24 protein-coding genes are annotated in these 26,109 nt (G+C 56.5%); 20 read left to right on the forward strand and 4 right to left on the reverse strand.

The features are described 5' to 3' along the window. Nucleotides 1-69 precede the first annotated feature (69 nt). The 4 genes from V6F91_RS00705 to V6F91_RS00720 all read left to right on the forward strand — a co-directional run bounded on the left by V6F91_RS00705 (nt 70) and on the right by V6F91_RS00720 (nt 4,372). Nucleotides 70-870, forward strand: a complete 801-nt coding sequence (locus V6F91_RS00705; protein WP_332761584.1) for a glucose 1-dehydrogenase — start codon at nt 70-72, stop codon at nt 868-870. After that, nucleotides 863-2,689, forward strand: a complete 1,827-nt coding sequence (locus V6F91_RS00710; protein ID WP_332761585.1) for a glycoside hydrolase family 15 protein — start codon at nt 863-865, stop codon at nt 2,687-2,689. The genes V6F91_RS00705 and V6F91_RS00710 overlap by 8 nt, the downstream gene beginning before the upstream one ends. A 309-nt stretch (nt 2,690-2,998) precedes the next feature. Beyond that, nucleotides 2,999-3,388: a hypothetical protein gene (locus V6F91_RS00715; RefSeq protein WP_332761586.1), complete on the forward strand. Its 390-nt coding sequence runs from the start codon at nt 2,999-3,001 to the stop codon at nt 3,386-3,388. Nucleotides 3,389-3,484: 96 nt separating this feature from the next. Next, nucleotides 3,485-4,372: an alpha/beta hydrolase gene (locus tag V6F91_RS00720; protein ID WP_332761588.1), complete on the forward strand. Its 888-nt coding sequence runs from the start codon at nt 3,485-3,487 to the stop codon at nt 4,370-4,372. On the opposite strand, the gene V6F91_RS00725 is transcribed toward V6F91_RS00720, so the two are convergent. Beyond that, a complete protein-coding gene (locus V6F91_RS00725; protein WP_332761589.1) occupies nt 4,341-5,324 on the reverse strand; it encodes a GlxA family transcriptional regulator in 984 nt (327 codons plus the stop codon). The genes V6F91_RS00720 and V6F91_RS00725 overlap by 32 nt on opposite strands. A 91-nt stretch (nt 5,325-5,415) precedes the next feature. On the opposite strand from V6F91_RS00725, the gene inhA reads away from it, so the two are divergent. The 6 genes from inhA (at nt 5,416) to V6F91_RS00755 (ending at nt 13,933) form a co-directional block, all read left to right on the forward strand. Beyond that, nucleotides 5,416-6,102: an isonitrile hydratase gene (inhA, locus tag V6F91_RS00730; protein WP_332761591.1), complete on the forward strand. Its 687-nt coding sequence runs from the start codon at nt 5,416-5,418 to the stop codon at nt 6,100-6,102. A 355-nt stretch (nt 6,103-6,457) separates the two neighbouring features. Further along, nucleotides 6,458-8,023: a PAS domain-containing methyl-accepting chemotaxis protein gene (locus V6F91_RS00735; RefSeq protein ID WP_332761593.1), complete on the forward strand. Its 1,566-nt coding sequence runs from the start codon at nt 6,458-6,460 to the stop codon at nt 8,021-8,023. A 684-nt stretch (nt 8,024-8,707) separates the two neighbouring features. Further along, nucleotides 8,708-10,132 carry an asparagine synthase-related protein gene (locus tag V6F91_RS00740; protein ID WP_332761595.1) on the forward strand — a complete coding sequence of 475 codons (1,425 nt, stop codon included), beginning with the start codon at nt 8,708-8,710 and terminating at the stop codon, nt 10,130-10,132. A 14-nt stretch (nt 10,133-10,146) separates the two neighbouring features. Then, nucleotides 10,147-10,827: a lasso peptide biosynthesis B2 protein gene (locus tag V6F91_RS00745; protein WP_332761597.1), complete on the forward strand. Its 681-nt coding sequence runs from the start codon at nt 10,147-10,149 to the stop codon at nt 10,825-10,827. A gap of 12 nt (nt 10,828-10,839) precedes the next feature. Next, complete coding sequence (locus V6F91_RS00750; protein ID WP_332761599.1) at nt 10,840-12,495, forward strand: ABC transporter ATP-binding protein; 1,656 nt, start codon at nt 10,840-10,842, stop codon at nt 12,493-12,495. Nucleotides 12,496-13,234: 739 nt separating this feature from the next. Beyond that, the gene (locus V6F91_RS00755) at nt 13,235-13,933 is read left to right on the forward strand and encodes a hypothetical protein (RefSeq protein WP_332761601.1); all 699 of its coding nucleotides are present in this window, start codon (nt 13,235-13,237) and stop codon (nt 13,931-13,933) included. Nucleotides 13,934-14,144: 211 nt separating this feature from the next. On the opposite strand, the gene V6F91_RS00760 is transcribed toward V6F91_RS00755, so the two are convergent. Then, nucleotides 14,145-14,510, reverse strand: coding sequence for a DUF6124 family protein (locus V6F91_RS00760; protein ID WP_332761602.1), 366 nt, complete (start codon nt 14,508-14,510; stop codon nt 14,145-14,147). Between the two features lie 1,143 nt (nt 14,511-15,653). Next, nucleotides 15,654-16,334, reverse strand: a complete 681-nt coding sequence (locus V6F91_RS00765) for an alpha/beta family hydrolase (protein ID WP_332761604.1) — start codon at nt 16,332-16,334, stop codon at nt 15,654-15,656. Nucleotides 16,335-16,426: 92 nt separating this feature from the next. Here V6F91_RS00765 and ccoN (V6F91_RS00770) point away from each other — a divergent pair, with 92 nt between their 5' ends. From ccoN (V6F91_RS00770) to V6F91_RS00815, 10 genes are all read left to right on the forward strand, one after another. Then, nucleotides 16,427-17,851 carry a cytochrome-c oxidase, cbb3-type subunit I gene (gene ccoN / locus V6F91_RS00770; RefSeq protein WP_332761606.1) on the forward strand — a complete coding sequence of 475 codons (1,425 nt, stop codon included), beginning with the start codon at nt 16,427-16,429 and terminating at the stop codon, nt 17,849-17,851. Between the two features lie 10 nt (nt 17,852-17,861). Next, nucleotides 17,862-18,470, forward strand: a complete 609-nt coding sequence (gene ccoO / locus V6F91_RS00775; protein ID WP_090282591.1) for a cytochrome-c oxidase, cbb3-type subunit II — start codon at nt 17,862-17,864, stop codon at nt 18,468-18,470. A 3-nt stretch (nt 18,471-18,473) separates the two neighbouring features. Further along, nucleotides 18,474-18,671, forward strand: a complete 198-nt coding sequence (locus V6F91_RS00780) for a CcoQ/FixQ family Cbb3-type cytochrome c oxidase assembly chaperone (protein WP_332761609.1) — start codon at nt 18,474-18,476, stop codon at nt 18,669-18,671. Next, entirely contained in the window at nt 18,668-19,624 is a 957-nt protein-coding gene (gene ccoP / locus V6F91_RS00785) for a cytochrome-c oxidase, cbb3-type subunit III (RefSeq protein ID WP_332761611.1), read from the forward strand. The genes V6F91_RS00780 and ccoP (V6F91_RS00785) overlap by 4 nt, the downstream gene beginning before the upstream one ends. Nucleotides 19,625-20,123: 499 nt before the next feature. Continuing rightward, a complete protein-coding gene (gene ccoN, locus V6F91_RS00790) occupies nt 20,124-21,566 on the forward strand; it encodes a cytochrome-c oxidase, cbb3-type subunit I (protein ID WP_039763035.1) in 1,443 nt (480 codons plus the stop codon). Beyond that, nucleotides 21,566-22,174, forward strand: a complete 609-nt coding sequence (ccoO, locus tag V6F91_RS00795) for a cytochrome-c oxidase, cbb3-type subunit II (RefSeq protein WP_007917161.1) — start codon at nt 21,566-21,568, stop codon at nt 22,172-22,174. The genes ccoN (V6F91_RS00790) and ccoO (V6F91_RS00795) overlap by 1 nt, the downstream gene beginning before the upstream one ends. A gap of 5 nt (nt 22,175-22,179) precedes the next feature. After that, a complete protein-coding gene (locus V6F91_RS00800; RefSeq protein WP_003175465.1) occupies nt 22,180-22,365 on the forward strand; it encodes a CcoQ/FixQ family Cbb3-type cytochrome c oxidase assembly chaperone in 186 nt (61 codons plus the stop codon). Then, nucleotides 22,362-23,345, forward strand: coding sequence for a cytochrome-c oxidase, cbb3-type subunit III (ccoP, locus tag V6F91_RS00805; RefSeq protein ID WP_332761619.1), 984 nt, complete (start codon nt 22,362-22,364; stop codon nt 23,343-23,345). Before V6F91_RS00800 ends, ccoP (V6F91_RS00805) begins: the two co-directional genes overlap by 4 nt. Nucleotides 23,346-23,875: 530 nt before the next feature. Beyond that, a complete protein-coding gene (locus tag V6F91_RS00810; RefSeq protein WP_332762839.1) occupies nt 23,876-24,130 on the forward strand; it encodes a type II toxin-antitoxin system Phd/YefM family antitoxin in 255 nt (84 codons plus the stop codon). Beyond that, the gene (locus V6F91_RS00815) at nt 24,130-24,549 is read left to right on the forward strand and encodes a type II toxin-antitoxin system VapC family toxin (RefSeq protein WP_332761621.1); all 420 of its coding nucleotides are present in this window, start codon (nt 24,130-24,132) and stop codon (nt 24,547-24,549) included. Before V6F91_RS00810 ends, V6F91_RS00815 begins: the two co-directional genes overlap by 1 nt. A 38-nt stretch (nt 24,550-24,587) precedes the next feature. On the opposite strand, the gene V6F91_RS00820 is transcribed toward V6F91_RS00815, so the two are convergent. Continuing rightward, nucleotides 24,588-25,592 carry a metallophosphoesterase family protein gene (locus tag V6F91_RS00820; protein WP_332761622.1) on the reverse strand — a complete coding sequence of 335 codons (1,005 nt, stop codon included), beginning with the start codon at nt 25,590-25,592 and terminating at the stop codon, nt 24,588-24,590. Nucleotides 25,593-26,109 lie beyond the last annotated feature (517 nt).

Here is a 26,109-nt window from a genome sequence, read left to right on the forward strand (position 1 = left end):
CGCCGCTGAACTCTCGCCGACGTCCGTCAGTCAGCTAAATAAGCTCTCAGACCCAAGGCGCGATTCGACATGCAGATCTCCCTCGCAGGCCAGGTGGCGATGGTCACCGGCGCCAGCTCCGGCATCGGCCATGCCTGTGCCAAAGCCCTCGCCGCAGCCGGCGCCGCGGTGGTCATCAACTACAACAGCAACGCCGAGCCCGCCGAAGAACTGGCCCGGCAGATCATTGCCGATGGTGGTCAGGCGCTCGCCATTGGTGCCGATGTGTCGAAGGAAGACGAGGTCGAACGGCTGTTCAGCGAAACCCTCGACGCCTTTGGTACGCTGGACATTCTGCTGGCCAATTCCGGGTTGCAAAAGGATGCGCCCGCGGTGGACATGACGCTCGATGACTGGAATACGGTGATCGGTGTCAACCTCACCGGCCAGTTCCTCTGCGCTCGCGCCGCCCTGCGGATTTTCAATCGCCAGGGCATTCGCCAAGGCGTGTCACGTGCGGCCGGCAAGATCATTCACATGAGTTCGGTGCATCAGCGCATTCCCTGGGCCGGGCACGTCAATTACGCGGCATCCAAGGGTGGCGTCGATCAGTTGATGCAGACCCTTGCGCAAGAAGTCAGCCATCAGCGCATTCGTATCAACGGCATCGCGCCGGGGGCGATTCGCACGGCGATCAACGCAAAAGCCACCGCCGACGACGCCGCGCAAAAGCTTCTTGAACTGATTCCCTACGGCCGGATTGGCGATGTCGAAGACGTTGCCAACGCCGTGGTGTTTCTCGCCTCGGATGCCTCCGATTACATCGTCGGCACTACCTTGTTCATCGACGGCGGCATGAGCCTCTATCCGGAGTTTCGCGGCAATGGCTGAGCATCTTCCGGAACGACAAAGCGCCATCGACGCCCACGGCATCATCGGCGACATGCGCAGCGCGGCGTTGATCAACGATCGCGGCAGCGTGGATTTTTTCTGCTGGCCGGAGTTCGACAGCCCGTCGATTTTCTGTGCGTTGCTGGACACGCCCGAAGCAGGCATCTTCCAGCTCGCACCGGACCTGCCCGATGCGCGTCGCGAACAGATTTACCTGCCCGACACCAACGTCCTGCAAACCCGCTGGCTGAGCGAGCACGCCGTGGTGGAAATTACCGACCTGCTGCCGGTGGCCGACAACCCGGACGATTTTCCCATGTTGCTGCGCCGGGTGCGGGTGGTCAGTGGTGAGGCGACGTTCCATCTGCGCTGCGCGGTGCGCCACGACTATGCCCGCGCCGATACCCGCGCGCACATGGACGGGCAAACCGTGGTGTTCCGCGCCGAGGGTCAGCCGTCACTGCGCCTGGCCGCCGATCAGCCACTGAGTATCGACACAGAAGCGGCAGTCGCGACGTTCACCCTGACCCACCAGCAAAGTGCCGAATTCATCCTCGGCGCCGAGGACGATCCGCGCTTTCAGGACGGTGCGGCGCAGTTGTGTCTGCAACGCACCTTGCAGTTCTGGCGCGGCTGGATCGGCCAGTCCAACTACCGCGGGCGCTGGCGCGAAATGGTCAATCGCTCGGCCCTCGCGCTCAAGTTACTGACTTCCCGACGCCACGGCGCGATCCTCGCCGCCGCCACTTTCGGCCTGCCAGAGTCACGCGGCGGCGAGCGCAACTGGGACTATCGCTATACGTGGATCCGCGACGCCTCGTTCACCGTGTACGCCTTCATGCGCCTGGGTTTCGTCGACGAAGCCAACCACTACATGCAATGGCTGCGCGGGCGCGTCAGCGATTGCTGCGGCAAACCGATGAAGCTGAACATTCTTTACGCCATCGACGGCCAACAGGAATTGCCCGAGACCGAACTCTCGCACCTGTCTGGACACGGCGGTGCGCAACCGGTACGCATCGGCAATCAGGCTTACGATCAGATCCAGCTCGACATCTTTGGCGAGCTGATGGACGCCGTGTATCTGGTCAACAAATACGGCGATGCGATTTCTCATGAGGGCTGGAAGCACGTTTGCGAAGTCGTCGGTCAGGTCTGTGAGACCTGGCAGACCAAAGACGTCGGCATCTGGGAAATGCGCGGTGAGCAGCATCACTTTCTGCACTCGCGGCTGATGTGCTGGGTCGCGCTGGATCGGGCTATCCGGCTGGCGTCAAAACGCTCGCTGCCCGCGCCTTTCACCCAATGGGACAAGACCCGGCAGGCGATCTACGCCGACATCTGGGACAACTTCTGGGACGAAGAACGCGGGCATTTCGTGCAGTACATGGGCGGCACTGCGCTCGACGGCTCAATGCTGCTGATGCCGCTGGTGCGGTTTGTCAGCGCCAAGGACCCGCGCTGGCTGTCGACCCTCGAGGCGATCGAAAAAAGCCTGGTGCGCGACGGCATGGTCTATCGCTATCGCAACGATGACGACAACATTGATGGTCTGACCGGCACCGAAGGCGCCTTTGCTGCGTGCTCGTTCTGGTACGTCGAATGCCTGGCCCGCGCCGGTCAGGTAGAAAAAGCCCATCTGGAGTTCGAACAACTGTTGCGTTACGCCAACCCGCTGGGCCTTTACGCCGAAGAGTTCGACAGCCATGGCCGGCATCTGGGCAATACGCCGCAAGCACTGACGCATCTGGCGTTGATCAGCGCGGCGAGCTTTCTCGATCGCAAGCTGAGCGGAGAAAAGAGTAGCTGGCAGCCGTAACCAGTCGATTCTTCGCTACAGTTCGTCAGACAAATCGCTGCTTGAACGCATTTTGCCAAAGTCCGTCCTACACTCGATCAACGCCTGCTAGCACTGCACGTCACCGCCGCTCCCCGCGGCGGTGACGTTTGGCGGCAGTGTGTGTAAAACGAGGCCGCCTGAAAACTGACAAATTGTAGGTAAGACTTCCTCGGTAACTTGCACTTACACCCCGAAATACCTTGTTGCCAGCCGTTACATCCGCCCCTAACATCCAGCGCAACGGGCCAGCGGAGCTGTCCAACAAAACCCGAAATTCAAGGAAGCAGAATGTCCCGACCTATTCAACGCAGCATCGACTCCCCTCTTCGCACCGGCCTGACCCGCAGCGAACTCTGGGAAGACACCGACCAGGGTCTGATCAAGTGCTGGGAAGTCGGCCGCCAGCGCGCCATACGTTTTCCGCAACTGGCACTGCAATGCCTGGACGGCGAATTGCCGGTACTTGGCTGGAAAGGTGGCGTTAGCCGCAGCCTGAAAAAACTCGAGAAGTACGGCTCGCTGAAATATCTGGCGCAATGGCAAGGGCTTCGCGGCGAAGACCTGCATATCGATTTGAACGCCGAACATTCACTGACATGCACGCGCACGAAAATGGTGGTGACGTTTACCCCGGATCGGACGAAGTATTTCAATCAGGTGGCGGAAGTCGAGGCTTAATGCCTGGTTGGCGTGCGTCTCGTCGGTTGAGTCGAGCCGGGCAGGCTGATCGCAGGTCCAGAGTTCTTCAATGCGATTCAAACGGAGTGGTCAATCATGATCGAGACCGTGCTTACCCCTACCCTGACCATCACCTACGAACAGCATGGACCGGCCGCCGGTGCGGCGGTGATTCTGCTCCACGGCTTTCCGTACTCTCCGCGAGCCTATGACGAAGTCGCTCCGGCACTTGCTGCACAAGGCTATTGCGTCATCGTGCCGTACTTGCGCGGCTATGGGCCGACCCGGTTCAACAGCGAACAAACGCTACGCTCTGGCCAACAAGCCGCCATGGCGCAAGACCTGCTCGATCTGATGGATGCGCTGGGCATCGGGCAGGCGATGCTTTGCGGTTACGATTGGGGCGGTCGGGCGGCGTGCATTGTCGCGGCGCTTTTTCCGGCACGCGTGCGCGGATTGGTCAGCGGCGACGGCTACCTGTTGCAGGACATCGCCCACTCGAATCAGCCGTTGGCCCCCGAAGACGAGCATCGGCTTTGGTACCAGTATTACTTCCACACGCCGCGTGGCGCCGAAGGTCTGAGGCAAAATCGCCGGGAGTTATGCCAGTTGCTCTGGCGGCTGTGGTCGCCGACGTGGCCGCGGAGGGAGGAGCGCTATCCGCTGACCGCGACTGCTTTTGATAATCCTGATTTCATCGACGTGGCGATTCATTCCTACCGACATCGCTTCGGCTACGCTCCGGGCGATCCGGCACTGGAGTGGATGGAAGAGGCGCTTGCCGAACAACCGGTGATCAGCGTTCCGACCATTTCACTGTACGGTGCCGACGATGGCGTCGGCCCGCCTACGGTTATGGATGAAGATGCCGAACATTTCAGCGGCTTTTACGAGCGGCGAATTTTGGCCGGTGTCGGGCACAATATTCCCGAGGAGGCGCCGCAGCAAACCCTCAAGGCAATACTGGATCTGTTGCAGCGCTGACTGAAAACCGCTCGCGATACGCCTGCGGTGTCACGCCAATGGCACGCAGAAAACTGCGCCGTAGCGTCTCTTCACTGCCAAACCCGCAATTGGCGGCGATGCGTTTGACCGGCAAGCCGCTGTCGCTGAGCAGCCGCCTGGCGGTTTCCACGCGAATCAGTTCAATCGCCCGCGCCGGGGTCTGGCCAGTGTCGGCGCGGTAGTGGCGCACGAAGCTGCGCTCGCTCATGCCGGCCTGTTCGGCCAGCGTCGCGATGCCGAGGTCGCAGGTGAGGTTTTCGGCGATCCAGGCATGCAACTCATCAAAGCGATTGCCCTGGTTTTGCAGGGACAGCGTCACGCTGAATTGCGATTGTCCACCGGGACGCTTGAGGAACACCACCAGATGCCGGGCGACATCGAGGGCGATGTCGCGGCCGAGGTCTTCTTCGACCATCGCCAATGCCAGATCGATGCCGGCGGTGACTCCCGCCGAAGTCCAGACCGGGCCGTCATTGATAAAGATCGGGTTGGCCTCGACGTGCAGATTCGGGTGCTGCTGCGCCAGTTGCTCGCAGCGTGTCCAGTGGGTCACCACGCGGCGACCGTCGAGCCAGCCGCTGGCCGCGAGCAGAAACGCACCGGTACACACCGAAGCCACGCGCCGGCAATGATTGCCGTGCTGGCGCACCCAGTCGACCAGTTGCAAGTCTTCGGCAGCGGGATAGATGCCCCAGCCGCCGGCAATGATCAAGGTATCGCTGGGCTCGCTCGGCAAGGGCTCAGCCAGCACCGCCAGCCCCGCCGATGACATCACCGCCCCGCCGCCGCTGGCAATCACCATCGGCGCATACGGGACAGGCATCCCGCGCTGGCGGGCCAGGTCATTGGCCGAGGCAAACACCTGCAACGGCCCGGTGACGTCGAGGATCTGCATGTTGGCAAACGCGAGCACGTGAATGGCTTTGGGCATTTTGGCGTAATTCGTGGGGTGATTGGCGTATGCGCCAGAACCTACGCGCCTACAGTGAAGCCGTCCAGCCCTTTTCATGAGAGTAAACACGATGACTTTGCAGATCGGTTTTCTGTTGTTTCCCCAGGTTCAGCAACTCGACCTGACGGGCCCTTACGACGTACTCGCCTCGCTGCCGGGGGTGCAGGTGCATCTGATCTGGAAGGATCTGATGCCGGTCACCGCCAGCACCGGCCTGCTGTTGAAACCGACCACCACGTTCGACGATTGCCCGGATCTGGATGTGATCTGCGTGCCTGGCGGTGGTGGCGTCGGGCCGTTGATGGAAGATGAGCAAACCCTGAATTTCATCAAACGCCAGGCAGCGCAGGCGCGTTACGTGACCTCCGTTTGCACCGGTTCGCTGGTGCTCGGCGCGGCAGGCCTGCTGCAAGGGAAACGCGCGACCACGCACTGGGCGTACCACGATCTGCTGCCGACACTGGGCGCGATTGCGGTGAAGGATCGCGTGGTGCGTGACGGCAATCTGTTTACCGGTGGCGGGATTACTGCGGGAATCGATTTTGCCTTGGTGCTGGCGGCGGAACTGATGGATGCGGACACGGCGCAACTGGTGCAATTGCAACTGGAATACGCACCGGCGCCGCCGTTCAACTCCGGCAGCCCGGACAGCGCACCGAGTGCGATCATCGATGAAGCTCGCCTGCGTGCCGCACCTTCGTTGAAGTTGCGCAGAGAGATCACCGAGCGGGCGGCGGCAAAACTCAACGAGCGCTGATCCCAATCCCTACACAAATCCCATGTGGGAGCGAGCCTGCTCGCGAAGACGGCGGATCAGTCGACATTGATGTTGTCTGACCCACCGCTTTCGCGAGCAGGCTCGCTCCCACAGGACACTGTCTTGTCCATGTTCGGGATTGTCCCGGTTTGCCGCCACACCTTCACTTGTTCCCTCGACCCCGCCCCGTGTAAAAAATCCTTCAAGAAAACCAGTCGCGGATCGCCAATGCGTATCCGATGCTGGCCAATTGATGCAAGCGCAGTTTTGCGACGCCGTACTTAAATTTGAAAAAAAACTTCAATAAAAACCTGTCAGCGCCGACAACCTTTCAAAGCCTTGCGGATTGAACAACATGCGTAATAACCAGCCCATCACACAACGCGAACGGACTTTTCCGGCACAGCAACGGTTGATTTCCACAACCGACGCCAAGGGCGTGATCACCTACTGCAACGACGCTTTCGTCGAAATCAGCGGGTTTTCGCGTGAGGAGCTGATCCGTGCACCGCACAATCTGGTCCGTCACCCTGACGTGCCATCGGCGGTGTTCTCGCACATGTGGGGCACATTGAAACAAGGCTTGCCATGGATGGGCATTGTCAAGAATCGCTGCAAATCCGGTGACCATTATTGGGTGAATGCCTACGTCACACCGGTGTTTGATGGCAGTCAGGTAATCGGTTACGAGTCGGTGCGCGTCAAGCCCACCGCCGAACAGATCCGCCGCGCCGAAGCGCTCTACCAACGCATCAACCAGGGCAAGTCGGCGATTCCATCCACCGATAAATGGCTGCCGATCCTGCAGGACTGGCTGCCGTTCATTCTGGTCAGCCAGTTGAGCTTCATGATCGGCGCGACCCTGACCTCGCAGTGGGGCTTCGCCCTCGCCGCCGCGCTGTCGGTGCCGCTGGGCCTGATGGGCCTGCAATGGCAGCAACGCGGGCTCAAGCGCCTGCTGCGCTTGGCCGAGCAGACCACTTCCGACCCGCTGATCGCGCAGATGTACACCGACAGCCGCGGCGCGCAAGCGCGTCTGGAAATGTCGATCCTCAGCCAGGAAGCCCGCCTGAAAACCTGCCTGACCCGCCTGCAGGACACCGCCGAACACCTGACCGATCAGGCCAGGCAGTCCGACGTTCTGGCGCACAACAGCTCGACCGGCCTGGAACGCCAGCGTGTGGAAACCGAACAGGTCGCCACCGCCGTCAACCAGATGGCCGCCACCACCCAGGAAGTCGCCAGCCATGTACAACGCACCGCTGACGCCACCCAGGAAGCCAACCGCCTGACCGGTCGCGGCCGCGACATCGCCGGCGAAACCCGCGAAGCCATCCAGCGCCTGTCGGTGGTCGTCGGCGAAACCGGCCTGACCGTGACGCAACTGGCCAAGGACAGCGACGAAATCGGCGGCGTGGTCGACGTGATCAAAGGCATCGCCGACCAGACCAATCTGCTAGCCCTCAACGCGGCCATCGAAGCGGCGCGTGCCGGCGAGATGGGTCGCGGCTTCGCAGTCGTCGCTGACGAAGTCCGTCAACTGGCGCAACGCACCAGCGAATCCACCGGGCAGATTCATGCGCTGATCGCCAAGCTGCAGCAGACCGCCTCCAGCGCCGTGCAAACCATGGAAGCCGGGCATCGCCAGGCCGAAGAAGGTGTCGCGCGGGTATTGGAAGCGGATCAGGCACTGGTCGGCATCAGCGAAGCAGTGGCCAACATCACCGACATGACCACGCAGATCGCTGCGGCAACCGAAGAGCAAAGTGCGGTGGCTGAAGAGATCAGCCGCAACATCAGCAACATCTCGGAACTGGCGGACCAGACCTCGGAACAGGCGCATAACTCGGCGTTGCTCAGTGAAGAGCTGACGAAGACGGCCAATACCCAGTATTCGTTGGTGGAGCGGTTTAACCGCTGATTGGATGGCTGTAACGAAAAAAACCCGGACGGCGTGAGCTTCCGGGTTTTTTTTTGCCTGTATGAAACGGACGTTGTGGGCAGACCGATTCCCAACAGGCGCTGGTCATGCAGGAATCTCGACGATCAGATCACTTCGCGGAGGATGTTTAAGATCAACCCAGAACACGTTTAAAACACGCATCGCAACACCACCTGAAGCCTACAGACCCCCTCGCCATTACCTACATCAACGACAGAATCCGCTGGCTTGTACGCCTGGCGCACGGGCTCTATCGTGACCTTGTTCTGAAAAAACCGCGAAACGATTTTGAGAACAGGTTCCCTCAGGGGAATGCCTGTTCGAGAAATGTTTCTTGATCTGCCCCCGTTACTCAATACGCAACTCTCAACAATCATCCACAGCTTATTAAGGCATCTAACTTAGAAAAGAGGATTGCATCATGTTAAAAAGAAACAAGTACGTCACTCTCGATAAAACAAGCCGCCCTTTGATGTTCAAAGCGTCCCCAACGATAAATGGCTACGGTGGAGGCTGCGTCCTGGAAGGCAAATACTTTATTTTTCGGCCAGATTGCGGCGGCCCTAGAATCCCAAGCCCGAGGTAACGCCTAAACGTCATTATTGAGCACCCCTACAGGGCGCTCAATAACCGGTCCAGCTCACATGAAGCCAAGGAGTGGCCATGAACAACAAAGAAAAGCGCTATCAAGCGCACAACCCTAATTCAGCACAACAATACCCCACCGCAGAAAAAATAGTGCATGCAAACCCCTTATCATCCTGCAAGTTGATAATAATCGACAGTAGTATCGGCAGTATTGTGAGTGGCAATTTCGAGCAATCCATATTCAACAAAGAACCGGACAGATATCAAATAATTCGCCAACTCACCCAAGACGAACCTGTTTTAATGCCCACTTACTGGCAGGGATTCCTAATGCTCCCTCCATCCCACACATACACATACGATGCCAAATTAAAGACCAGCACCATTGAAACCAACCTCACCCACCTTCAAGACCAACACCCATTCGCAAATCAAGACCCTTTTGAATTGATAATTGACTACATCGCCAAAGAGCATATTAAAAACAAACATGAAAAGCTTGTAGTGCGTTTCTCGGGAGGTGTCGATTCAACGTGCTTACTACTTGCAGCGATCGAAGTCGCTGGGAAAGATCACGTTACCGCCATCACTTGGTTCGACGAAAAATGCAGTGCAAATAATGATAAAAACACAGCCACCGCTCTATGCAAAACACTTGAAGTGAACCACATATTATTCAAACTTGAACCAGAAGACTTTTTCCAGGAAGTGAATCCGACTGATCATTTCCACATTAGCTCCAGCATGGCTTCAGAGCAAGTATTCAAGAAAGAAAGAGACTTTATCCTCTCCCAACTGGGAGACGAATTCATTGTATTGGATGGGCATGGAGGTGATCATTTGTTTCTAGACCCCGTCCCCTCCGCTGCATTCCAACATTTAATTAGAGAAAAGAGGTTTTTCAAGGGTTTCAGTATAGCTGCAACGATCTCCAAACTGACAGGGTCAAACCTCTACCAAACCCTTACTCAAAACAGGCGGAAACAAAACAACGAGGCTGATCAGTTAAGTTATTTTTTCAACACGAAGTGTTTGCCGCAAAGGAAAGCAATAAAGTCCAAGAGCCTGGCCGAGGAACATGTACAAGCTATAGCTCAGGCCGTTTTTCAGAACTCGATGAGTTCGACCCTTAACAAGTTCGGCAACATAATTTATCCATTCACAAGCCAGAAAATCATTGAATATGTACTCACACAAGACCCATACAGCATGTTCGATGAAAGTGAAACCAGACTACCATTAAAGCGAGCCTTCAGAAAAAAATACCCACACATACTACTTCGACGTGACAAGGGGCATATAACAGGCGCCTATCAAAAAGCATTAAAATTTCATCAAAAAGACATTATAAGCAAGCTCCGCAGCAGTTGGATGAGCCAAGAAGATATAATTAACATGCCCAACATAGAAAACTCTATAAATCGCTCAGCACTGGGATTTGGAGGCGTCGAAAAAAATCTGCTGAACATTATATGCGCTTCCTTAATTAAAAAATCTTAAAGAGAAAAGGCAAAATGGATTTTACTTTTCAGCCTCACGCACATGCCATCTTGATAGATAATCAACTCGTCGTCCTAGATGAAAAGCTCGACACATACTTAATTTTTAACGAATCGCAAACCGCAACACTGACTAACGGCGATAACGACTGCGAGGAATACAACGAGATTCGACACGAACTCACCTCTCTAAACATCATCACTGATTCTATTGACAACGCCATCCCTTTAACAAAAGCGAATGATGACTATGAAGGTATTGATAACTATACGTGGAGAATAAAAAGGCAAAACCCTCGTCAACGCTTTAAATTGCTACCAACAATGCGGGCATGCCTGGACCTCCTGCACTTAAAGCTAACAATCGCACTTGGTGGCCTGGAAACCTGCCTAAATAGCATGAGAGCCTCAAAAAAAGCTCTATCAGGAAACCCTTTATCAGCTTGGCACGAAAGTATTGAAAGCTATGCGCAAGGCATTCGCATCGCCTCGTTTGTATTGCCATTTAAGGTCAAGTGCCTCGAATCTTCTATCTGCCTTTTCAAACACACCATGAGAAACAATAAGAACTGTGACTTCTTTATTGGCGTTCAGTTATATGATTTCCTTTCGCACGCCTGGATTGAAATAAATGGAGAAGTCATTGCCGATGATCCACACCTGTCGCGCAAGCTCCCTAAAATCTTAACAATATAAGGCTGCTCAAAAATGAACTGGCTCCATCAATACATAAAGATCTTTAAAATAATATCAAAAAACTATCGCTGGTTTACCGCCAGCTTTGTCGGAATATCAGCAATATTTCTCCTCTGCAGCGCCCTGAACTCCCTTCTCCCGGTTATATTGAGAAATGCTGCCAACTCGATTCACGAATCAAATAGCATGCAAACACAGTTTCTGTTTTTTGCAGCATCTTATTCGGCTATATGGACTCTCTCGCAGGTTCTTTCGAATATACGTGGAATATTATCTGCCTGGATACTTGCAAAGTGCGACACTACAATCTACGAAACAATCATTAACAGAATCTTTCAATATCCATATAAAAAACAAAAAACTCTGGACCCCGGATTTGTTGTCGCCGACATAAACAGATCCGCAAGCAGTTTCAGCATGATAACCATAGGCGTATTCTGGACAATTACTCCTATCGTTGTAGAAATCATCATCGCCATAAGTGTGTTGTACGCGATCATGGGCCCCGCCTATGCATTCTTCTTCCTTTTCTCTTCCTTAGTACTTATATGCATATCAATTTACGTCGCCAGGTCCAGTTCCAGCGTTCATCGAGAATTATTTGAGGCAGACGCCAAACTATCCAGTTATACAGTCGAAAGACTTGGCCGCACTTATGACATAAGGCTCAATAATACCCAACTTAAGGAGTGCAATGCAGGCAGAAATTTTTTCGACAACTATGTCAAGACAATCAGGAAAGCCAATCTTCATATGGGCATTCGCATCGCCGCCCAAGGACTTGCAATTGGAACTGTTTTAGCTTTTTTCGTAATCCTGGCAGGAGTGAATTATCATTCGATATTCACCTCAGGTGATTTCATCATGATCACCGGCTATATTACAATGTTCACGATGCAATTACATCTAATGGCTGGAACACTGATAAACCTTCAGGGAAACCTTGTTTCTCTGGATGACGGCGTTAAATATATCGAAGAAAAAACCAATATTTCGCATTACCCGAGCACCTCTCACAACGGACAAGGTTTTGTTCTTAGAGACCTATCACTCACCAAGGAAAATAACGTTATATTTTCCAGAATCAACTATCAATTCAAACAAGGCGTAAATATCATATCGGGTAATTCTGGCGCAGGAAAAACAACACTCATCAATACGCTTTTAGGCCTCGAAGAAAACCACACTGGAACCGTACATTATAGAGGACACTTGATAAACGAGGCCATGAGCGAATTCATACTCTCTGAGGTTTCCGTTGCACCACAGCAACCTATACTCATAGCTGGCACCCTCAAAGACAACCTGCTTTATGGAGCGAAGAATATCTCATCGCAAAAGCTAAGATGGGTCATTGAACTTCTGGGGTTTTCACAAGACGACTCTTATACAGAAAAATTATTGGATACCGTGATAGGCGCCGCGAACAATGAACTGAGCGGGGGAGAAAGACAACGAATTGCTATTGGCCGAGCGATTCTAAGAGATAAACATACGTTAATACTAGACGAGCCGACCTCTTCACTTGACGGGATAACAGCTCGCAAAATCATTGATTGGCTCGCCGCCAACATACCCTGCTTAATAATTGTCACTCATGATGCTGGTTTGAAGAAAAAATACGGCGTGGCAATAGAGCTGAGCGAACATTTCCCTCAGAGCACATAGTCGCTCAGCGTGTTCCTCGCCCGCGATGAGTGTTATCACTACCGGGGACGCCCTCCTGAAACAATGCAGACATTGCCTACAATTGCGCCGGAATGCGCCGATTGGTGCTTGTGGGTGTCAGGTTCTATCGTTTGCCGGTCGCTACTCAATCACGCAGACCGGCCCGGACGGTGAAAGTTGCCCGGTTTTCTTGGTTCCGGGATTGGTGACGTCTGGCAGACCGCTATCGCGAGCAGGCTCACTCCTACACTCGATCTGCCGTTGTCACTAATTATGCGTCCGGCCACGGCTTCCTGTAGGAGTGAGCCTGCTCGCGAGGCCTTTTATGCCTCACAGGATCGTCACTCCATGTCCAGTCGCTTCCGAGCATTTTCGAGCGACCATCCGTTTATGGTTTTTCGCAATCACACCAACCCTGTATTCATGCGAATCACGAAAATCCTTCACGCTCCAGACAGCGCCGCGAACGACGTGCACACCAGATATTGCATGCGCCCGGATAATGTAGCCAACAGGTCATCCATGACAGGTCTCTCGCAATAGAGCGCGAAACGCTAGCCTTTGCGGCTGTGTGTGTTCAGCGAGTTTTCCGATACGCGCTTCCACGTTCTGGCAGCAGCGCAATTCAGGCGCGGGACTGTGTCGCCGCGATAGTGGCACATTAGCATGCACTCCCCCTTCAGAATTCCTGCATGCGGACGACAACCTCCGCAAATCCGTTCCTTGTTGTGAGTCCTTCATGAAGAAGTTCGCTGTCCTGATGTTCGCCGTTCTGTTCCTGGCCGGATGCGCCAACCAGAAATTCAAGCCCGAATACCGTACCCAGATCCACACCGTGAAAATCCTCCCGGTGTCATGGAAACCCCGGGAAATGAGCTATATGGGCCGCGAACAAGCATGGGGCGCCGCCATTGGCGCGGGCGTCGGCACCGGCGTAGGTCTGGCGGCGGGCGCTGGCAAAATCGGTACGGCGGCACTCGGCGGTGCCGGTTTTGCCGCTGGTTTGAAGGCCGGCGACCTGGCCTCCATGTCGACCGTCGATGCGATCCTGTACAACATGGAAACCGCCAACATCAACCTCGGCGACCTGGTGAAAAAGAGCTTCGAAGAAAAACTCGCCGCCAGCGGCCGCTTCAAAATCGTCGGCGCCAACGAACCGGCGGACGCGCAGATTGAACTGACCGTATTCAACTGGGGCTTCGCTCTGACCCAGGGGTTCAGCAGCGTGGTTTACCCGACCATTGCGGTCAGCGGCGTGATGAAGCGCGGCGACGAATTGATCTGGCAGCGCAACGAGCCGATCACCCCGTTTAACGGCGCCAACACCTACGGTTACGAGCCGCTGCGCTATCGCACCGAACCGGAACTGGTACGCACCGCGTTGACCGGTGTTTCGCAGATTGTTGGCGACTATCTGGTCAAGGATTTGAACGAGTAAGGGTGATGGCGCTGCACTGAACTGCGCCACACGCAATTCCACGCTGCTGGCCCGCTATTTCCTCAACGGGTCACCGACGGAGTCTGGCAAGCCGTCATCGCGAGCAGGCCCACTCCTACATTGGATCTGCGGCGATTACAGATTATTTGCCAGACACCAATCTCCTGGGGGAGCGAGCCTGCTCGCGATGAGGCTATAACAACCAGCGGAATTATTGAGGCAACTTCAGCTTATCCAACAGTCGATTGACCAGCAGCTCGTTGAGCATGATCACCTGTTGCAGCGCCAGCAGCGGTTTACGCTCCGGGCCGCCTATCGAGTGGGCAATGTTGCCGGCCATGGCATGAGCATATGAAAGCGACGCGCTCGCCTCGACCAGCAGGGTTTCGTCATCCAGTGTCGGGTCGACGAGATAGACCGGGCGGTGTTTCGGCGCGCTTGGCGCGGCCGCCAGGTCTTCGGGTTTGAGGTAGTAATCGAGGGCGCGGTCGGTGGCTTCTTTGATCTTTTGCGGGGTATGCGCTGGATCGTGGGGGATTTGGTCGGTGACGGGTGGATTGGGTGTGATTTTGAACATGGATGAAACTCCTATCGCAGTTTAGGAAGCCATCACGCTCGCTACCAAACGAGTGGGTGGTGGCCATACGCGGGTTGGTAGACCGGCTGCAATAGGAACCCGGCGCTCACAAGTGAGCCCCACGCATGACCACCATAAATCGAGCCTCGATAGAGAAGCTTCAATCAGGTGTCGCCACACGGCTATTACAGACGGGCTACCAAACCCGGTCACTGATTTGCAGTGACCGACAAACGATATAGCCCGCCCCATAGCCGTGTAAGCCGGCGGATTCTGGCGTACGCGTAGGCGACGGCGCAAGGAGTTGTAGGCGTTATGGCGTAACGGCCTGTGTACTTTAAACACGCTCAAAAAATCATGTTTACGCACAGAAAATGCCGGACCGAGAGAGCTTCCAGTTTTTTAACCTGTCAGTGAAATTGTCCCTCACCCTAGCCCTCTCCCAGAGGGAGAGGGAACTGACCAAGGTGAATGCGAGAGATGCGCCGACATGAAATACCGAGTCGAACTTGAGTTTGAAAATCAAGAGCCCCTCACCCTAGCCCTCTCCCAGAGGGAGAGGGGACTGACCGTGGGCGATGCGAGAGCTACACCAACCTGCAATACCGAGTCGTACGCAAAATTTGAAACGCTCAAAAATCGGCTCCCTCTCCAGGGGGAGAGGGCTGGGGTGAGGGGCGAATCCACCACAAATCCCAAGCCATGCGACGCTTCTAACCACTCAACAATGAGCGTTAGCTCGAGTGCTTTTGATCTTGATCCACCGGCGACGTCGGAAGGCTGAGTAGAGGGATCGATCCGGGCGAGGGAGCGCAGCGACCGTACGACGAAGTCGTACACAGCGCAAGGAGGTGCAGCGAAGCAAACCGTAGCCGCTGCGCCCAGATCGATCCCGGAGCGAAGGGACCCGAGCCTGCGAGGGCCGTACGTAGGAGCAAGCGTTTTGGGTTACCTTTTTGGCGTTTGAAAAAGGTGACCCGCCGTAAGGGCGGAACCCTAAGCAGCCGTTACCGCAGCAACGGATATGTCCTCAAGAGCCAAGATCAAAAGCGAACCCCCTCACCCCAACCCTCTCCCCCAAGGGGGGCGAGGGGGAAAGGGGGCAGAGCTTCATGCAATTCAAAATACCGGCCCGGCTATAACTCAGGCGCGAAGAAATTCAGCCACCTTCTGCGCAGCACTCGCCAAATGATCCGAATGCGTAAAGCCAGAAGCCTTGAGCGGCTTCAAATCATGGTCCCCGGAGGCCAACCAAAACACCCCAATACTCGGCGATAGATCGTAAGCCTCGACAGCCTCACGATTGCCAAGCGCATCCCGCTCGCCTTGCACAATCAACGTCCGCGTGCGCAGCGAAGCCAAATGCTCAACCCGCGGCTTTTCCGGCTTCCCCACCGCATAAAACGGATACCCCAGACACACCAGCGCATCCACCCCCAACTCATCCGCCAGCAAACTGGCCATCCGCCCCCCCATCGATTTCCCGCCAATCGCCAAAACCCCAGCGACCTGACGCTGCACAACCGCAAACACCTCCCGCCAGCACTCCAACAACTTCGCCGCAGGATTCGGCGGCCGTTTAACCCCATCAACCCGCCGCTGCGCCATATAAGGAAACTCAAACCGCAACACGTTGACCCCAAGCCCGGCAAGGCGCCCAGCCATGTCGTTCATCCAGTCGCTATCCATCGGCGCCCCAGACCCATGCGCCAGGATCAACGTCGCCGAAGCCTCACCAACAGCGGCATCCCAAAGCCACCCATGATCACGCACACACTGCGCCCATTGATCCCCGTCAATACTGGCCTTGTGCTGTTTGTCCATGCTTGCCTCGCTTTTAGTCTGCCTATAACTCCAGGCGAAGGATTCGCGTCGTTTGCGCGCGCTCACTTCGGCTGAACCGTGGATGGGGAACCATGAACACTTCTATCAGTACCGCCTACAACTACAAGGTGGTCCGCCAATTCGCCATTATGACGGTGGTGTGGGGCATCGTCGGCATGGGCCTCGGGGTTTTTCTCGCGGCGCAATTGGTCTGGCCGCAACTCAACTTCGATTTGCCCTGGACCAGTTTCGGCCGTCTGCGCCCGCTGCACACCAACGCGGTGATCTTCGCCTTCGGTGGCTGCGCGCTGTTCGCCAGTTCGTTCTACTCGGTGCAACGCACCTGCCAGACGCAACTGTTTGCACCGAAAATCGCCGCGTTCTGCTTCTGGGGCTGGCAACTGGTGATCCTGCTGGCGGCGATCAGCCTGCCGCTGGGTTACACCAGTTCCAAGGAATACGCCGAGCTGGAATGGCCGATCGACATTCTGATCACCATCGTCTGGGTCGCCTACGCGATCGTGTTCTTCGGCACGATCATGCAGCGCAAGACCAAGCACATCTATGTAGGCAACTGGTTCTTCGGCGGTTTCATCATCACCGTGGCGATCCTGCACATCGTCAATAACCTTGAGTTGCCGGTAAGTTTCACCAAGTCCTATTCGCTGTACGCCGGTGCAACCGACGCGATGGTGCAGTGGTGGTACGGCCACAACGCCGTGGGCTTTTTCCTCACCGCAGGCTTCCTCGGCATGATGTATTACTTCGTACCGAAACAGGCCGAGCGTCCGGTGTATTCGTATCGCTTGTCGATCGTGCACTTCTGGGCCTTGATCACCCTGTACATCTGGGCCGGCCCGCACCACTTGCACTACACCGCGCTGCCGGACTGGGCGCAGTCGCTGGGCATGGTGATGTCGCTGATTCTGCTGGCGCCGAGCTGGGGCGGCATGATCAACGGCATGATGACCTTGTCCGGCGCCTGGCATAAGTTGCGCAGTGACCCGATCCTGCGGTTCCTCGTGGTGTCGCTGGCGTTCTACGGCATGTCGACCTTCGAAGGGCCGATGATGGCGATCAAGACCGTCAACGCCCTCTCCCACTACACCGACTGGACCATCGGCCACGTTCACGCCGGCGCGCTCGGCTGGGTGGCGATGATTTCGATCGGCGCGCTGTACCACATGATCCCGAAAATCTTTGGCAAGGCGCAGATGCACAGCATCGGCCTGATCAATGCGCATTTCTGGCTCGCGACCATCGGCACCGTGCTCTACATCGCGTCGATGTGGGTCAACGGCATTGCCCAGGGCCTGATGTGGCGTGCGGTGAACGAAGACGGCACGCTGACTTACTCCTTCGTCGAAACCCTGGTGGCCAGCCATCCGGGCTTTGTCGTGCGGCTGATCGGCGGAGCGATTTTCCTGAGCGGCATGCTGCTGATGGCTTACAACACCTGGCGCACCGTGCGGGCCTCGCAGCCTGCCGACGTCGTCGCTGCCGCGCAGATGGCCTGAGGAGTCCGCCATGAAACATGAAACGATTGAAAAGAACGTGGGCCTGCTGATGCTGCTGATGGTGTTCGCCGTGAGCATCGGCGGCCTGACCCAGATCGTCCCGCTGTTCTTCCAGGACGTCACCAACAAACCGGTGGAAGGCATGAAGCCCTACACCGCGCTGCAACTGGAAGGGCGCGACATCTATATCCGCGAAGGCTGCGTCGGTTGCCATTCGCAGATGATCCGCCCGTTTCGCGCCGAAACCGAACGTTACGGGCACTACTCGGTGGCCGGTGAAAGCGTCTGGGATCACCCGTTCCTGTGGGGTTCGAAACGCACCGGGCCGGACCTCGCCCGCGTTGGCGCGCGTTACTCGGATGACTGGCACCGCGCGCACTTGTACAACCCGCGCAACGTTGTACCGGAATCGAAGATGCCGGCCTACCCCTGGCTGGTCACCCAAGCGGTCGACAGCAGCCACACCGAAACCAAGCTGAAAACCATGCGCACCCTTGGCGTGCCGTACACCGACGACGACATCAGCGGCGCGGTCGCCAGCCTCAAGGGCAAGACCGAAATGGACGCCCTCGTCGCCTACCTGCAAGTGCTCGGCACTGCGATCAAGAGCAAGAGGTGATTCATGGTCATTGAAATGAGCACTGGCCTCATCCGTGGCCTCGGCACGGTCGTGGTGTTCGTCGCCTTCGTCGGCCTGACTTTGTGGGTGTTCAACCGCAAGCGCACCGCGGAATTTGCCGAAGCACGCTTGCTGCCGTTCGCCGACGAACCACTACCCGAAACACCTTCAGCCCCTGAAACAAGGAGTACCCGGTCATGACCACCTTCTGGAGTACGTGGATCTGCGTACTGACCCTCGGCAGCCTGATCGGCCTGACCTGGCTGCTGATCGGCACCCGCCGGGGCGAGACCAAAGGCAGCGTCGACCAGACCATGGGCCACAGCTTCGACGGCATCGAGGAGTACGACAACCCGCTGCCGCAGTGGTGGTTCATGCTGTTCGCCGGCACGCTGGTGTTCTCGGTGGGCTATCTGATTCTGTATCCGGGCCTGGGTAACTGGAAAGGCATCCTGCCCGGTTACGAGGATGGCTGGACCGGCGTGCACGAATGGGAAAAGGAAATGAACAAGGCTGACGCCCGCTTCGGGCCGATCTTCGCCAAATTCGCTGCGATGCCGCTGGAAGAAGTAGCCAAAGATCCACAAGCGCTGAAAATGGGCGGCCGTCTGTTCGCCTCCAGCTGCTCGGTGTGCCACGGCTCGGATGCCAAGGGCGCGTTCGGCTTCCCTAACCTCGCCGACAGTGACTGGCGCTGGGGCGGCGACGCCGAAACCATCAAGACCACCATCATGGGTGGGCGGATGGCAGCGATGCCAGCCTGGGGCGAAGTACTCGGTGAGGCCGGAGTGAAAAACGTTGCCGCCTATGTGCGCCACGAACTGGCCGGCCTGCCGCTACCCGCCGACAGCAAGGCGGATCTGCAGGCCGGGCAGCAGGCGTTCAGCACTACTTGCGTCGCCTGTCATGGCGCCAACGGCCAAGGCACTGCGGCGATGGGCGCGCCGAACCTGACGCACCCGGCCGGCTTCATCTATGGCACCAGTCTGACGCAATTGGAGCAGACCATACGCCACGGTCGGCAAGGACACATGCCAGCGCAGAACGAGCTGCTGGGCAACGATAAAGTGCAATTGCTAGCTGCCTATGTGTACAGCCTTTCAAAGAATAGTGAGCAATTGAGCGGCAAGCTTCAAGCTGAAAGCTCCAAGTAAAATCAACATCCATGTATACAATTCTGCAGGCGACTTGCATTTACTAGTCGCTTGCAGCTTGTAGCTCTTAGCTGCTTCTTTTTGTCGCACCCCTTCTACCCTCACCTTTCGGAACCCCGGATTCGGGTCTACGCTTCATCGAAGCGGACCGGCTCGTTGCGGTCGCAGAACGATTTTGAGCGATGCGTTCGATGAACCGGCAGACGGATTCGCCGCCAACGCCAATGGATACCGGCTGTTGCGCCGATTGCTCTTCATCCTCCCGAATACGACGCAGGAACAGACGCCGTCGACAGCGATCCGGACCACGCAGATTTTTCGTCCACTGCGACATTTTGTCAGAGGCCATTTTTGACCTTACGCGGCACATGGAAAGGCCGCAGAATCAGCGTTGGAAAGCATTGACCCAGGTCATGGCGCGTTGCAATGACCCCCTGCTTTATACATACTTGCGGCCGATTTTATCCCTATAAAAATACCCAAACCGTGGAACCTTAGAATGAGCACAGCAATCAGTCCGACTGCTTATAACTATAAGGTAGTCCGCCAGTTCGCCATCATGACGGTGGTCTGGGGGATCCTTGGCATGGGGCTCGGTGTCTTCATCGCCTCGCAACTGGTCTGGCCGGAACTGAACTTCGGTCTGCCGTGGACGAGCTTTGGACGCTTGCGCCCGTTGCACACAAACCTGGTGATTTTTGCCTTCGGTGGTTGTGCACTGTTCGCCACTTCCTACTATGTCGTGCAGCGAACCTGCCAGACGCGACTGATTTCCGACAGCCTCGCAGCCTTCACCTTCTGGGGCTGGCAAGCGGTGATTGTCGGCGCCATCGTGACCTTGCCGCTGGGTTACACCACCACCAAGGAATACGCCGAGCTGGAATGGCCAATCGCGATTCTGCTGGCGATTGTCTGGGTCACCTACGGTCTGGTGTTCTTCGGCACCATCACCAAGCGCAAGACCAAGCACATCTATGTCGGTAACTGGTTCTACGGCGCGTTCATTGTCGTGACCGCGATGCTGCACATCGTCAACCACATGTCGCTGCCGGTCAGCCTGTTCAAGTCGTACTCGGCCTACTCCGGCGCCACCGATGCAATGATCCAGTGGTGGTACGGCCACAACGCCGTGGGCTTTTTCCTGACCACCGGTTTTCTCGGGATGATGTACTACTTCGTGCCGAAACAGGCCGAACGCCCGATCTACTCCTATCGCCTGTCGATCGTGCACTTCTGGGCACTGATCACCCTGTACATCTGGGCCGGCCCGCACCACCTGCACTACACCGCCCTGCCGGATTGGGCGCAGTCGCTGGGCATGGCAATGTCGATCATTCTCCTGGCGCCAAGCTGGGGCGGCATGATCAACGGCATGATGACCCTCTCGGGCGCCTGGCATAAATTGCGCACCGACCCGATCCTGCGCTTCCTCGTGGTCTCGCTGGCGTTCTACGGCATGTCGACCTTCGAAGGGCCGATGATGGCGATCAAGACCGTCAACTCGCTCTCGCACTACACCGACTGGACCATCGGCCACGTACACGCCGGTGCTCTCGGCTGGGTAGCCATGATTTCGATCGGCGCGATCTACCACATGATTCCGAAACTGTTCGGCCGCGCGCAGATGCACAGCACCGGCCTGATCAACGCGCACTTCTGGCTCGCCACTATTGGCACCGTGCTGTACATCGCCTCGATGTGGGTCAACGGCATCACCCAGGGCCTGATGTGGCGTGCAATCAACGATGACGGCACCCTCACCTACTCATTCGTCGAAGCGCTGCAGGCCAGCCACCCGGGATTCATCGTGCGTGCGCTGGGCGGGGCGTTCTTTGCCAGCGGCATGTTGCTGATGGCGTACAACGTGTACCGCACCGTCCGTGCGTCGGACCCGGTTGAAGCCGAAGCCGCCGCCAAGATTGCCGTCGTTGGAGCTCACTGATGAAGCATGAAGCTGTCGAGAAGAATATTGGCCTGCTGGCCTTCTTCATGGTCATCGCCGTCAGCGTCGGTGGCTTGACTCAAATTGTTCCGCTGTTCTTCCAGGACGTCACCAACAAACCGGTCGAGGGCATGAAGCCACGCTCGGCGCTGGAACTGGAAGGCCGCGACGTCTACATCGCCAACGGTTGTGTCGGCTGCCACTCGCAGATGATCCGCCCGTTCCGCGCTGAAACCGAACGCTACGGGCACTATTCGGTTGCCGGTGAAAGCGTCTGGGACCACCCGTTCCTGTGGGGTTCCAAACGTACCGGCCCGGACCTGGCCCGTGTCGGCGGTCGTTACTCCGATGACTGGCAACGTGCGCACTTGTACAACCCGCGCAACGTGGTGCCCGAGTCGAAAATGCCGGCTTATCCGTTCCTCGTGGAAAACAAGCTCGACGGCAAGGAAACCGCGAAGAAAATGGAAGTGTTGCGCACCCTCGGCGTCCCTTACACCGACGAAGACATCGCCGGTGCACAGGATGCCGTGAAGGGCAAAACCGAAATGGACGCGCTGGTGGCCTATCTGCAAGGCCTGGGCACCATCATCAAAAGCAAACGGTGAATCTGATGGATATCGGGATGATTCGCGGCCTGGGCACCGTTGTCGTGATGGTGGCCTTTATCGGTCTGGCATTGTGGGTGTTCAGCCCCAAGCGCAAGTCGGAGTTTGAAGACGCGACCTTGTTGCCTTTTGCGGATGATCCCGAAGCCATCAAGCACGTCGAGCAAGCTTCTAGGAGTAACAAAGAATGACTACATTCTGGAGTCTGTACGTCACAGTCCTCAGTCTCGGTACGATCTTCGCCCTGACCTGGCTGTTGCTGTCGACCCGCAAGGGCCAGCGCAGCGAACAGACGGACGAGACGGTCGGCCACTCCTTCGACGGGATCGAGGAGTACGACAACCCGCTGCCGAAATGGTGGTTCATGCTGTTCGTCGGCACCATCATTTTCGCCTTGGGCTACCTGGTGCTGTACCCGGGTCTGGGCAACTGGAAAGGTCTGCTGCCGGGTTACAACTATCTGGATACCGAGAAGCAGACCGCGTTCGCCAACGGCCAGACCGGCTGGACCGGTGTACACGAATGGGAAAAGGAAATGGCCCGCTCGGACGCCCGCTTCGGCCCGATCTTCGCCAAGTTCGCGGCGATGCCGATCGAAGAAGTCGCCAAGGACCCGCAAGCACTGAAAATGGGCGGCCGGCTGTTCGCCTCCAACTGCTCGGTGTGCCACGGTTCCGACGCCAAAGGTGCCTATGGCTTCCCTAACCTGACCGATGCCGACTGGCGCTGGGGCGGCGAGCCGGAAACCATCAAGACCACCATCATGGGCGGCCGCCACGCGGTGATGCCGGCGTGGGCGGAAGTGATCGGCGAGCAAGGCGTAGCCGACGTGGCAGCGTTTGTCGTGACCAACCTCGACGGGCGCAAACTGCCGGAAGGCACCAAGGCTGACCCGGCCAGCGGGCAGAAACTGTTCGCGGCCAACTGCGTGGCCTGCCACGGCCCGGCCGGTAAAGGCACTCCAGCCATGGGCGCGCCAGACCTGACCCATCCGGGCGCGTTCATCTACGGCTCGAGCTTCGCGCAACTGCAGCAGACCATCCGTTACGGCCGCCAGGGCCAGATGCCGGCGCAGGAACAACTGCAGGGCAACGACAAGGTGCACCTGCTCGCGGCGTATGTTTACAGCCTGTCCCACGGTGAAAAAGCACCGGAGGCGAACGCCGAATAAGGCCGACGCTCGACACAAAAAAGGCCCCGCCCATTTCGATTGGCGGGGCCTTTTTCATGCTGGCATTCACGCTTTGAGACATTTGGTTTATGGACCGCTGCAGCGCTGCCCTGTAGGTTTTTTTCACCGCGATGAGCCGCATCGCGGAGAACCTTCAAGGATGAAGCCCGGATGTCGATGACAGACGAACGTACGCTGCAAACGCAACCACAACCCCAGCCAGATGATCAGCCAAAACCCGCAACGCCGCCGGTACAACCCGAACGATCAATATCGCAAAATACCCTGAGCACCCCGGGTAACGGTGGCGGGCTGGACGGCCTCGGCGGCGGCAGATTGCCCTGACGGGCCAGCCAGTCGCACAGAATGCTCTCCCACACTTCGCAACCCTCCCCTATGACGAGGGGTGGGCTTTCGCCGGTGCCGATATGACAGCGATAAACCGATCGTCCGCAAACCAGTTTTTCGATTGCCGGGGAAAACCCGAAGTAGTAACGTTTCTACCTGATATCTTTTGGAGGCCGTACATGATGGCCATCACAACCATTTCCAGCCGCGAATTCAATCAGGACACCAGTGCTGCCAAAAAGGCCGCGCACCAGGGCCCCGTCATCATTACCGACCGGGGCAAGCCTGCCCATGTACTGCTGAGCATCGAGGAGTACCACAAACTGACCGGCAGCCAGACCAGCATCGCCGATCTGCTGGTGATGCCGAATGCGCCTGAAATCGAGTTCGAACCCGAGCGCGCCCTCATCACTCCTCGTAGCGTGGACCTTTCTTGATGTTCCTACTGGATACCAACGTAGTTTCCGAGCTGCGAAAACCCCAAGCCGACCGGCATGTAGTGACATGGGCAAACAGCATCCCCCCGGCAAGTCTGTATATATCTGCAATCACGGTGCTGGAACTGGAAACCGGCGTTATGCGTATCGAACGTCGCGACCTTTCACAAGGGCATCTGTTGCGCAACTGGCTGGAGCATCACGTCAAGCCAGCGTTCTCTGGAAGAATCCTGCCGGTCGATACCATCGTCGCCACCCGGTGCGCACGATTGCATGTACCTGACCGCAGCAGCGAATGCGACGCCTTGATCGCCGCCACCGCGCTTGTGCACGGGCTTACGCTGGTGACTCGCAACATAGCGGACTTTCAACTCAGCGGCGCTCCTCTGATCAACCCGTGGATAGCCGCCAATAACTGATACAGGAATACCCCGCCAAGTCACCGGCGGGGCTTTTTTCATGGGCGTTGGGCAAAGATTGAATGCACCGCAACGGTGTCGATCAGCGTCCGGTCACGCCACTGGTTTTTCTTCACCAGATAGATTTCCAGTTGCTTGCGGTCATCGGTGAAGCTGGCGGTCAGATACGTCTGCTGAGAGGTACTGCCGCTCAAGAACATCGGCACGCTGCCCTTCCAGTAAGCGTCCCCGCCGTCCCGATGCCAATGGCCGGCAAAAATGGCGGTCACCTGATATTTGCTGATCATGTCCAGGAAACGCCTGTTTTGCTCCGGGGAGACTTTATCGCCGAACGGTTTATGCATATTGATGATGATCGCGTAACCTGCGATCCGCGCGAGTCGCAGGTCGGTTTCCAGCCAGTCCAGCGCATCATTGATTTGAAATGTCGTCGGGTTTAGCGGGTGAGCAATTCGGGCGGTATACGCCGGATCGTTATTGAGCTGAACCATATGAACGTCACCAATATTCTTCGAATAAGCAAGGCTGCCTGAATAGGTCTTGTTCAAAAACCCACCGGTGATTTGCAGATCAAAGCTGTCGACTCGACCTTCATGATGCTCTTTGAATTCGACGATACTTCCCGCCGCACAACTATTGGTAAAACAATCATCGACGTTATTTTCATAGTCGTGATTACCCAAGCCGTACAAGTACTCACCCTTGAAGTGCTTGTCCAACATTCCCCTCATGAACGAACGTTGCCAACCATGTCCAAAAGCGGTTATATCGCCATTGATCATCAAAGGAACCTGCGCTTGAGATCCATGCTGATTTCTGAAGTCGGCGATGCTCGCCAGCTGCGTTTCCACCAGCCACTTGGCACGAGCGTCGAATTCGGAATCAGGTTCGAAGTCCCCGCTATCCGTCTTGTCTGTCCACGGGTATTGCGTATCCGATGCAAAAACCATGTGCTTGGGTGTTGCCGTTACAGCTTGAGCCGAGGCAACCGATGCCAATAAACAAATACCCAGCACAGTGTTTGCAAACTTACTCAAAGACATACATTAAACTCCATTTAAATTAGCGACCAGGCGAACCACTTTCGCCCCGACAAAACTTATTCGAAAAAAACAAAAAGCACAAAGCACTGATTAACAACAATCAATTAGTTATATTTCAGAAACGCAAACCAACAAATAGCAGAACAGCTGTTTTATGCAGGATGGAAACTATCGCGACCCATACAAACAACAGGCTGTTGAACCAGACATAACGATTACTGCCATTGAAAGCCTGCAAATGGTTCATTGAGCCAAGCCGATTCAAGTCAGACGGCATCGGCGACGAAGCACCGCTTACCCCGTGGAATCGTCCGCTAGCTGCTGGGCAAAAACCGTCCATACTCAACAAGTCAATTGATCTGCGTCAGGCTTTAATGCAATCGCTACACCATCCGTACCCTTTACCCAACGCGACCAAAGGTCGCACCCTTGAGCCAGAGCGACAGGCGTATCATCGCGCCACTGCAACAGCCCTTTTTGACCTTGGTTGGCACGTATCGACCAAGGCATTTTTCCA

Origin of the sequence: Pseudomonas koreensis (assembly GCF_036668835.1) — a bacterium.
Taxonomy (GTDB): domain Bacteria; phylum Pseudomonadota; class Gammaproteobacteria; order Pseudomonadales; family Pseudomonadaceae; genus Aquipseudomonas; species Aquipseudomonas koreensis_I.

Coding starts and splice junctions, on each gene's coding strand:
- V6F91_RS00705 (WP_332761584.1), top strand. CDS start 70: ATGCAGATCTCCCTCGCAGGCCAGGTGGCGATGGTCACCGGCGCCAGC.
- V6F91_RS00710 (WP_332761585.1), top strand. CDS start 863: ATGGCTGAGCATCTTCCGGAACGACAAAGCGCCATCGACGCCCACGGC.
- V6F91_RS00715 (WP_332761586.1), top strand. CDS start 2,999: ATGTCCCGACCTATTCAACGCAGCATCGACTCCCCTCTTCGCACCGGC.
- V6F91_RS00720 (WP_332761588.1), top strand. CDS start 3,485: ATGATCGAGACCGTGCTTACCCCTACCCTGACCATCACCTACGAACAG.
- V6F91_RS00725 (WP_332761589.1), bottom strand. CDS start 5,324: ATGCCCAAAGCCATTCACGTGCTCGCGTTTGCCAACATGCAGATCCTC.
- inhA (WP_332761591.1), top strand. CDS start 5,416: ATGACTTTGCAGATCGGTTTTCTGTTGTTTCCCCAGGTTCAGCAACTC.
- V6F91_RS00735 (WP_332761593.1), top strand. CDS start 6,458: ATGCGTAATAACCAGCCCATCACACAACGCGAACGGACTTTTCCGGCA.
- V6F91_RS00740 (WP_332761595.1), top strand. CDS start 8,708: ATGAACAACAAAGAAAAGCGCTATCAAGCGCACAACCCTAATTCAGCA.
- V6F91_RS00745 (WP_332761597.1), top strand. CDS start 10,147: ATGGATTTTACTTTTCAGCCTCACGCACATGCCATCTTGATAGATAAT.
- V6F91_RS00750 (WP_332761599.1), top strand. CDS start 10,840: ATGAACTGGCTCCATCAATACATAAAGATCTTTAAAATAATATCAAAA.
- V6F91_RS00755 (WP_332761601.1), top strand. CDS start 13,235: ATGAAGAAGTTCGCTGTCCTGATGTTCGCCGTTCTGTTCCTGGCCGGA.
- V6F91_RS00760 (WP_332761602.1), bottom strand. CDS start 14,510: ATGTTCAAAATCACACCCAATCCACCCGTCACCGACCAAATCCCCCAC.
- V6F91_RS00765 (WP_332761604.1), bottom strand. CDS start 16,334: ATGGACAAACAGCACAAGGCCAGTATTGACGGGGATCAATGGGCGCAG.
- ccoN (WP_332761606.1), top strand. CDS start 16,427: ATGAACACTTCTATCAGTACCGCCTACAACTACAAGGTGGTCCGCCAA.
- ccoO (WP_090282591.1), top strand. CDS start 17,862: ATGAAACATGAAACGATTGAAAAGAACGTGGGCCTGCTGATGCTGCTG.
- V6F91_RS00780 (WP_332761609.1), top strand. CDS start 18,474: ATGGTCATTGAAATGAGCACTGGCCTCATCCGTGGCCTCGGCACGGTC.
- ccoP (WP_332761611.1), top strand. CDS start 18,668: ATGACCACCTTCTGGAGTACGTGGATCTGCGTACTGACCCTCGGCAGC.
- ccoN (WP_039763035.1), top strand. CDS start 20,124: ATGAGCACAGCAATCAGTCCGACTGCTTATAACTATAAGGTAGTCCGC.
- ccoO (WP_007917161.1), top strand. CDS start 21,566: ATGAAGCATGAAGCTGTCGAGAAGAATATTGGCCTGCTGGCCTTCTTC.
- V6F91_RS00800 (WP_003175465.1), top strand. CDS start 22,180: ATGGATATCGGGATGATTCGCGGCCTGGGCACCGTTGTCGTGATGGTG.
- ccoP (WP_332761619.1), top strand. CDS start 22,362: ATGACTACATTCTGGAGTCTGTACGTCACAGTCCTCAGTCTCGGTACG.
- V6F91_RS00810 (WP_332762839.1), top strand. CDS start 23,876: ATGGCCATCACAACCATTTCCAGCCGCGAATTCAATCAGGACACCAGT.
- V6F91_RS00815 (WP_332761621.1), top strand. CDS start 24,130: ATGTTCCTACTGGATACCAACGTAGTTTCCGAGCTGCGAAAACCCCAA.
- V6F91_RS00820 (WP_332761622.1), bottom strand. CDS start 25,592: ATGTCTTTGAGTAAGTTTGCAAACACTGTGCTGGGTATTTGTTTATTG.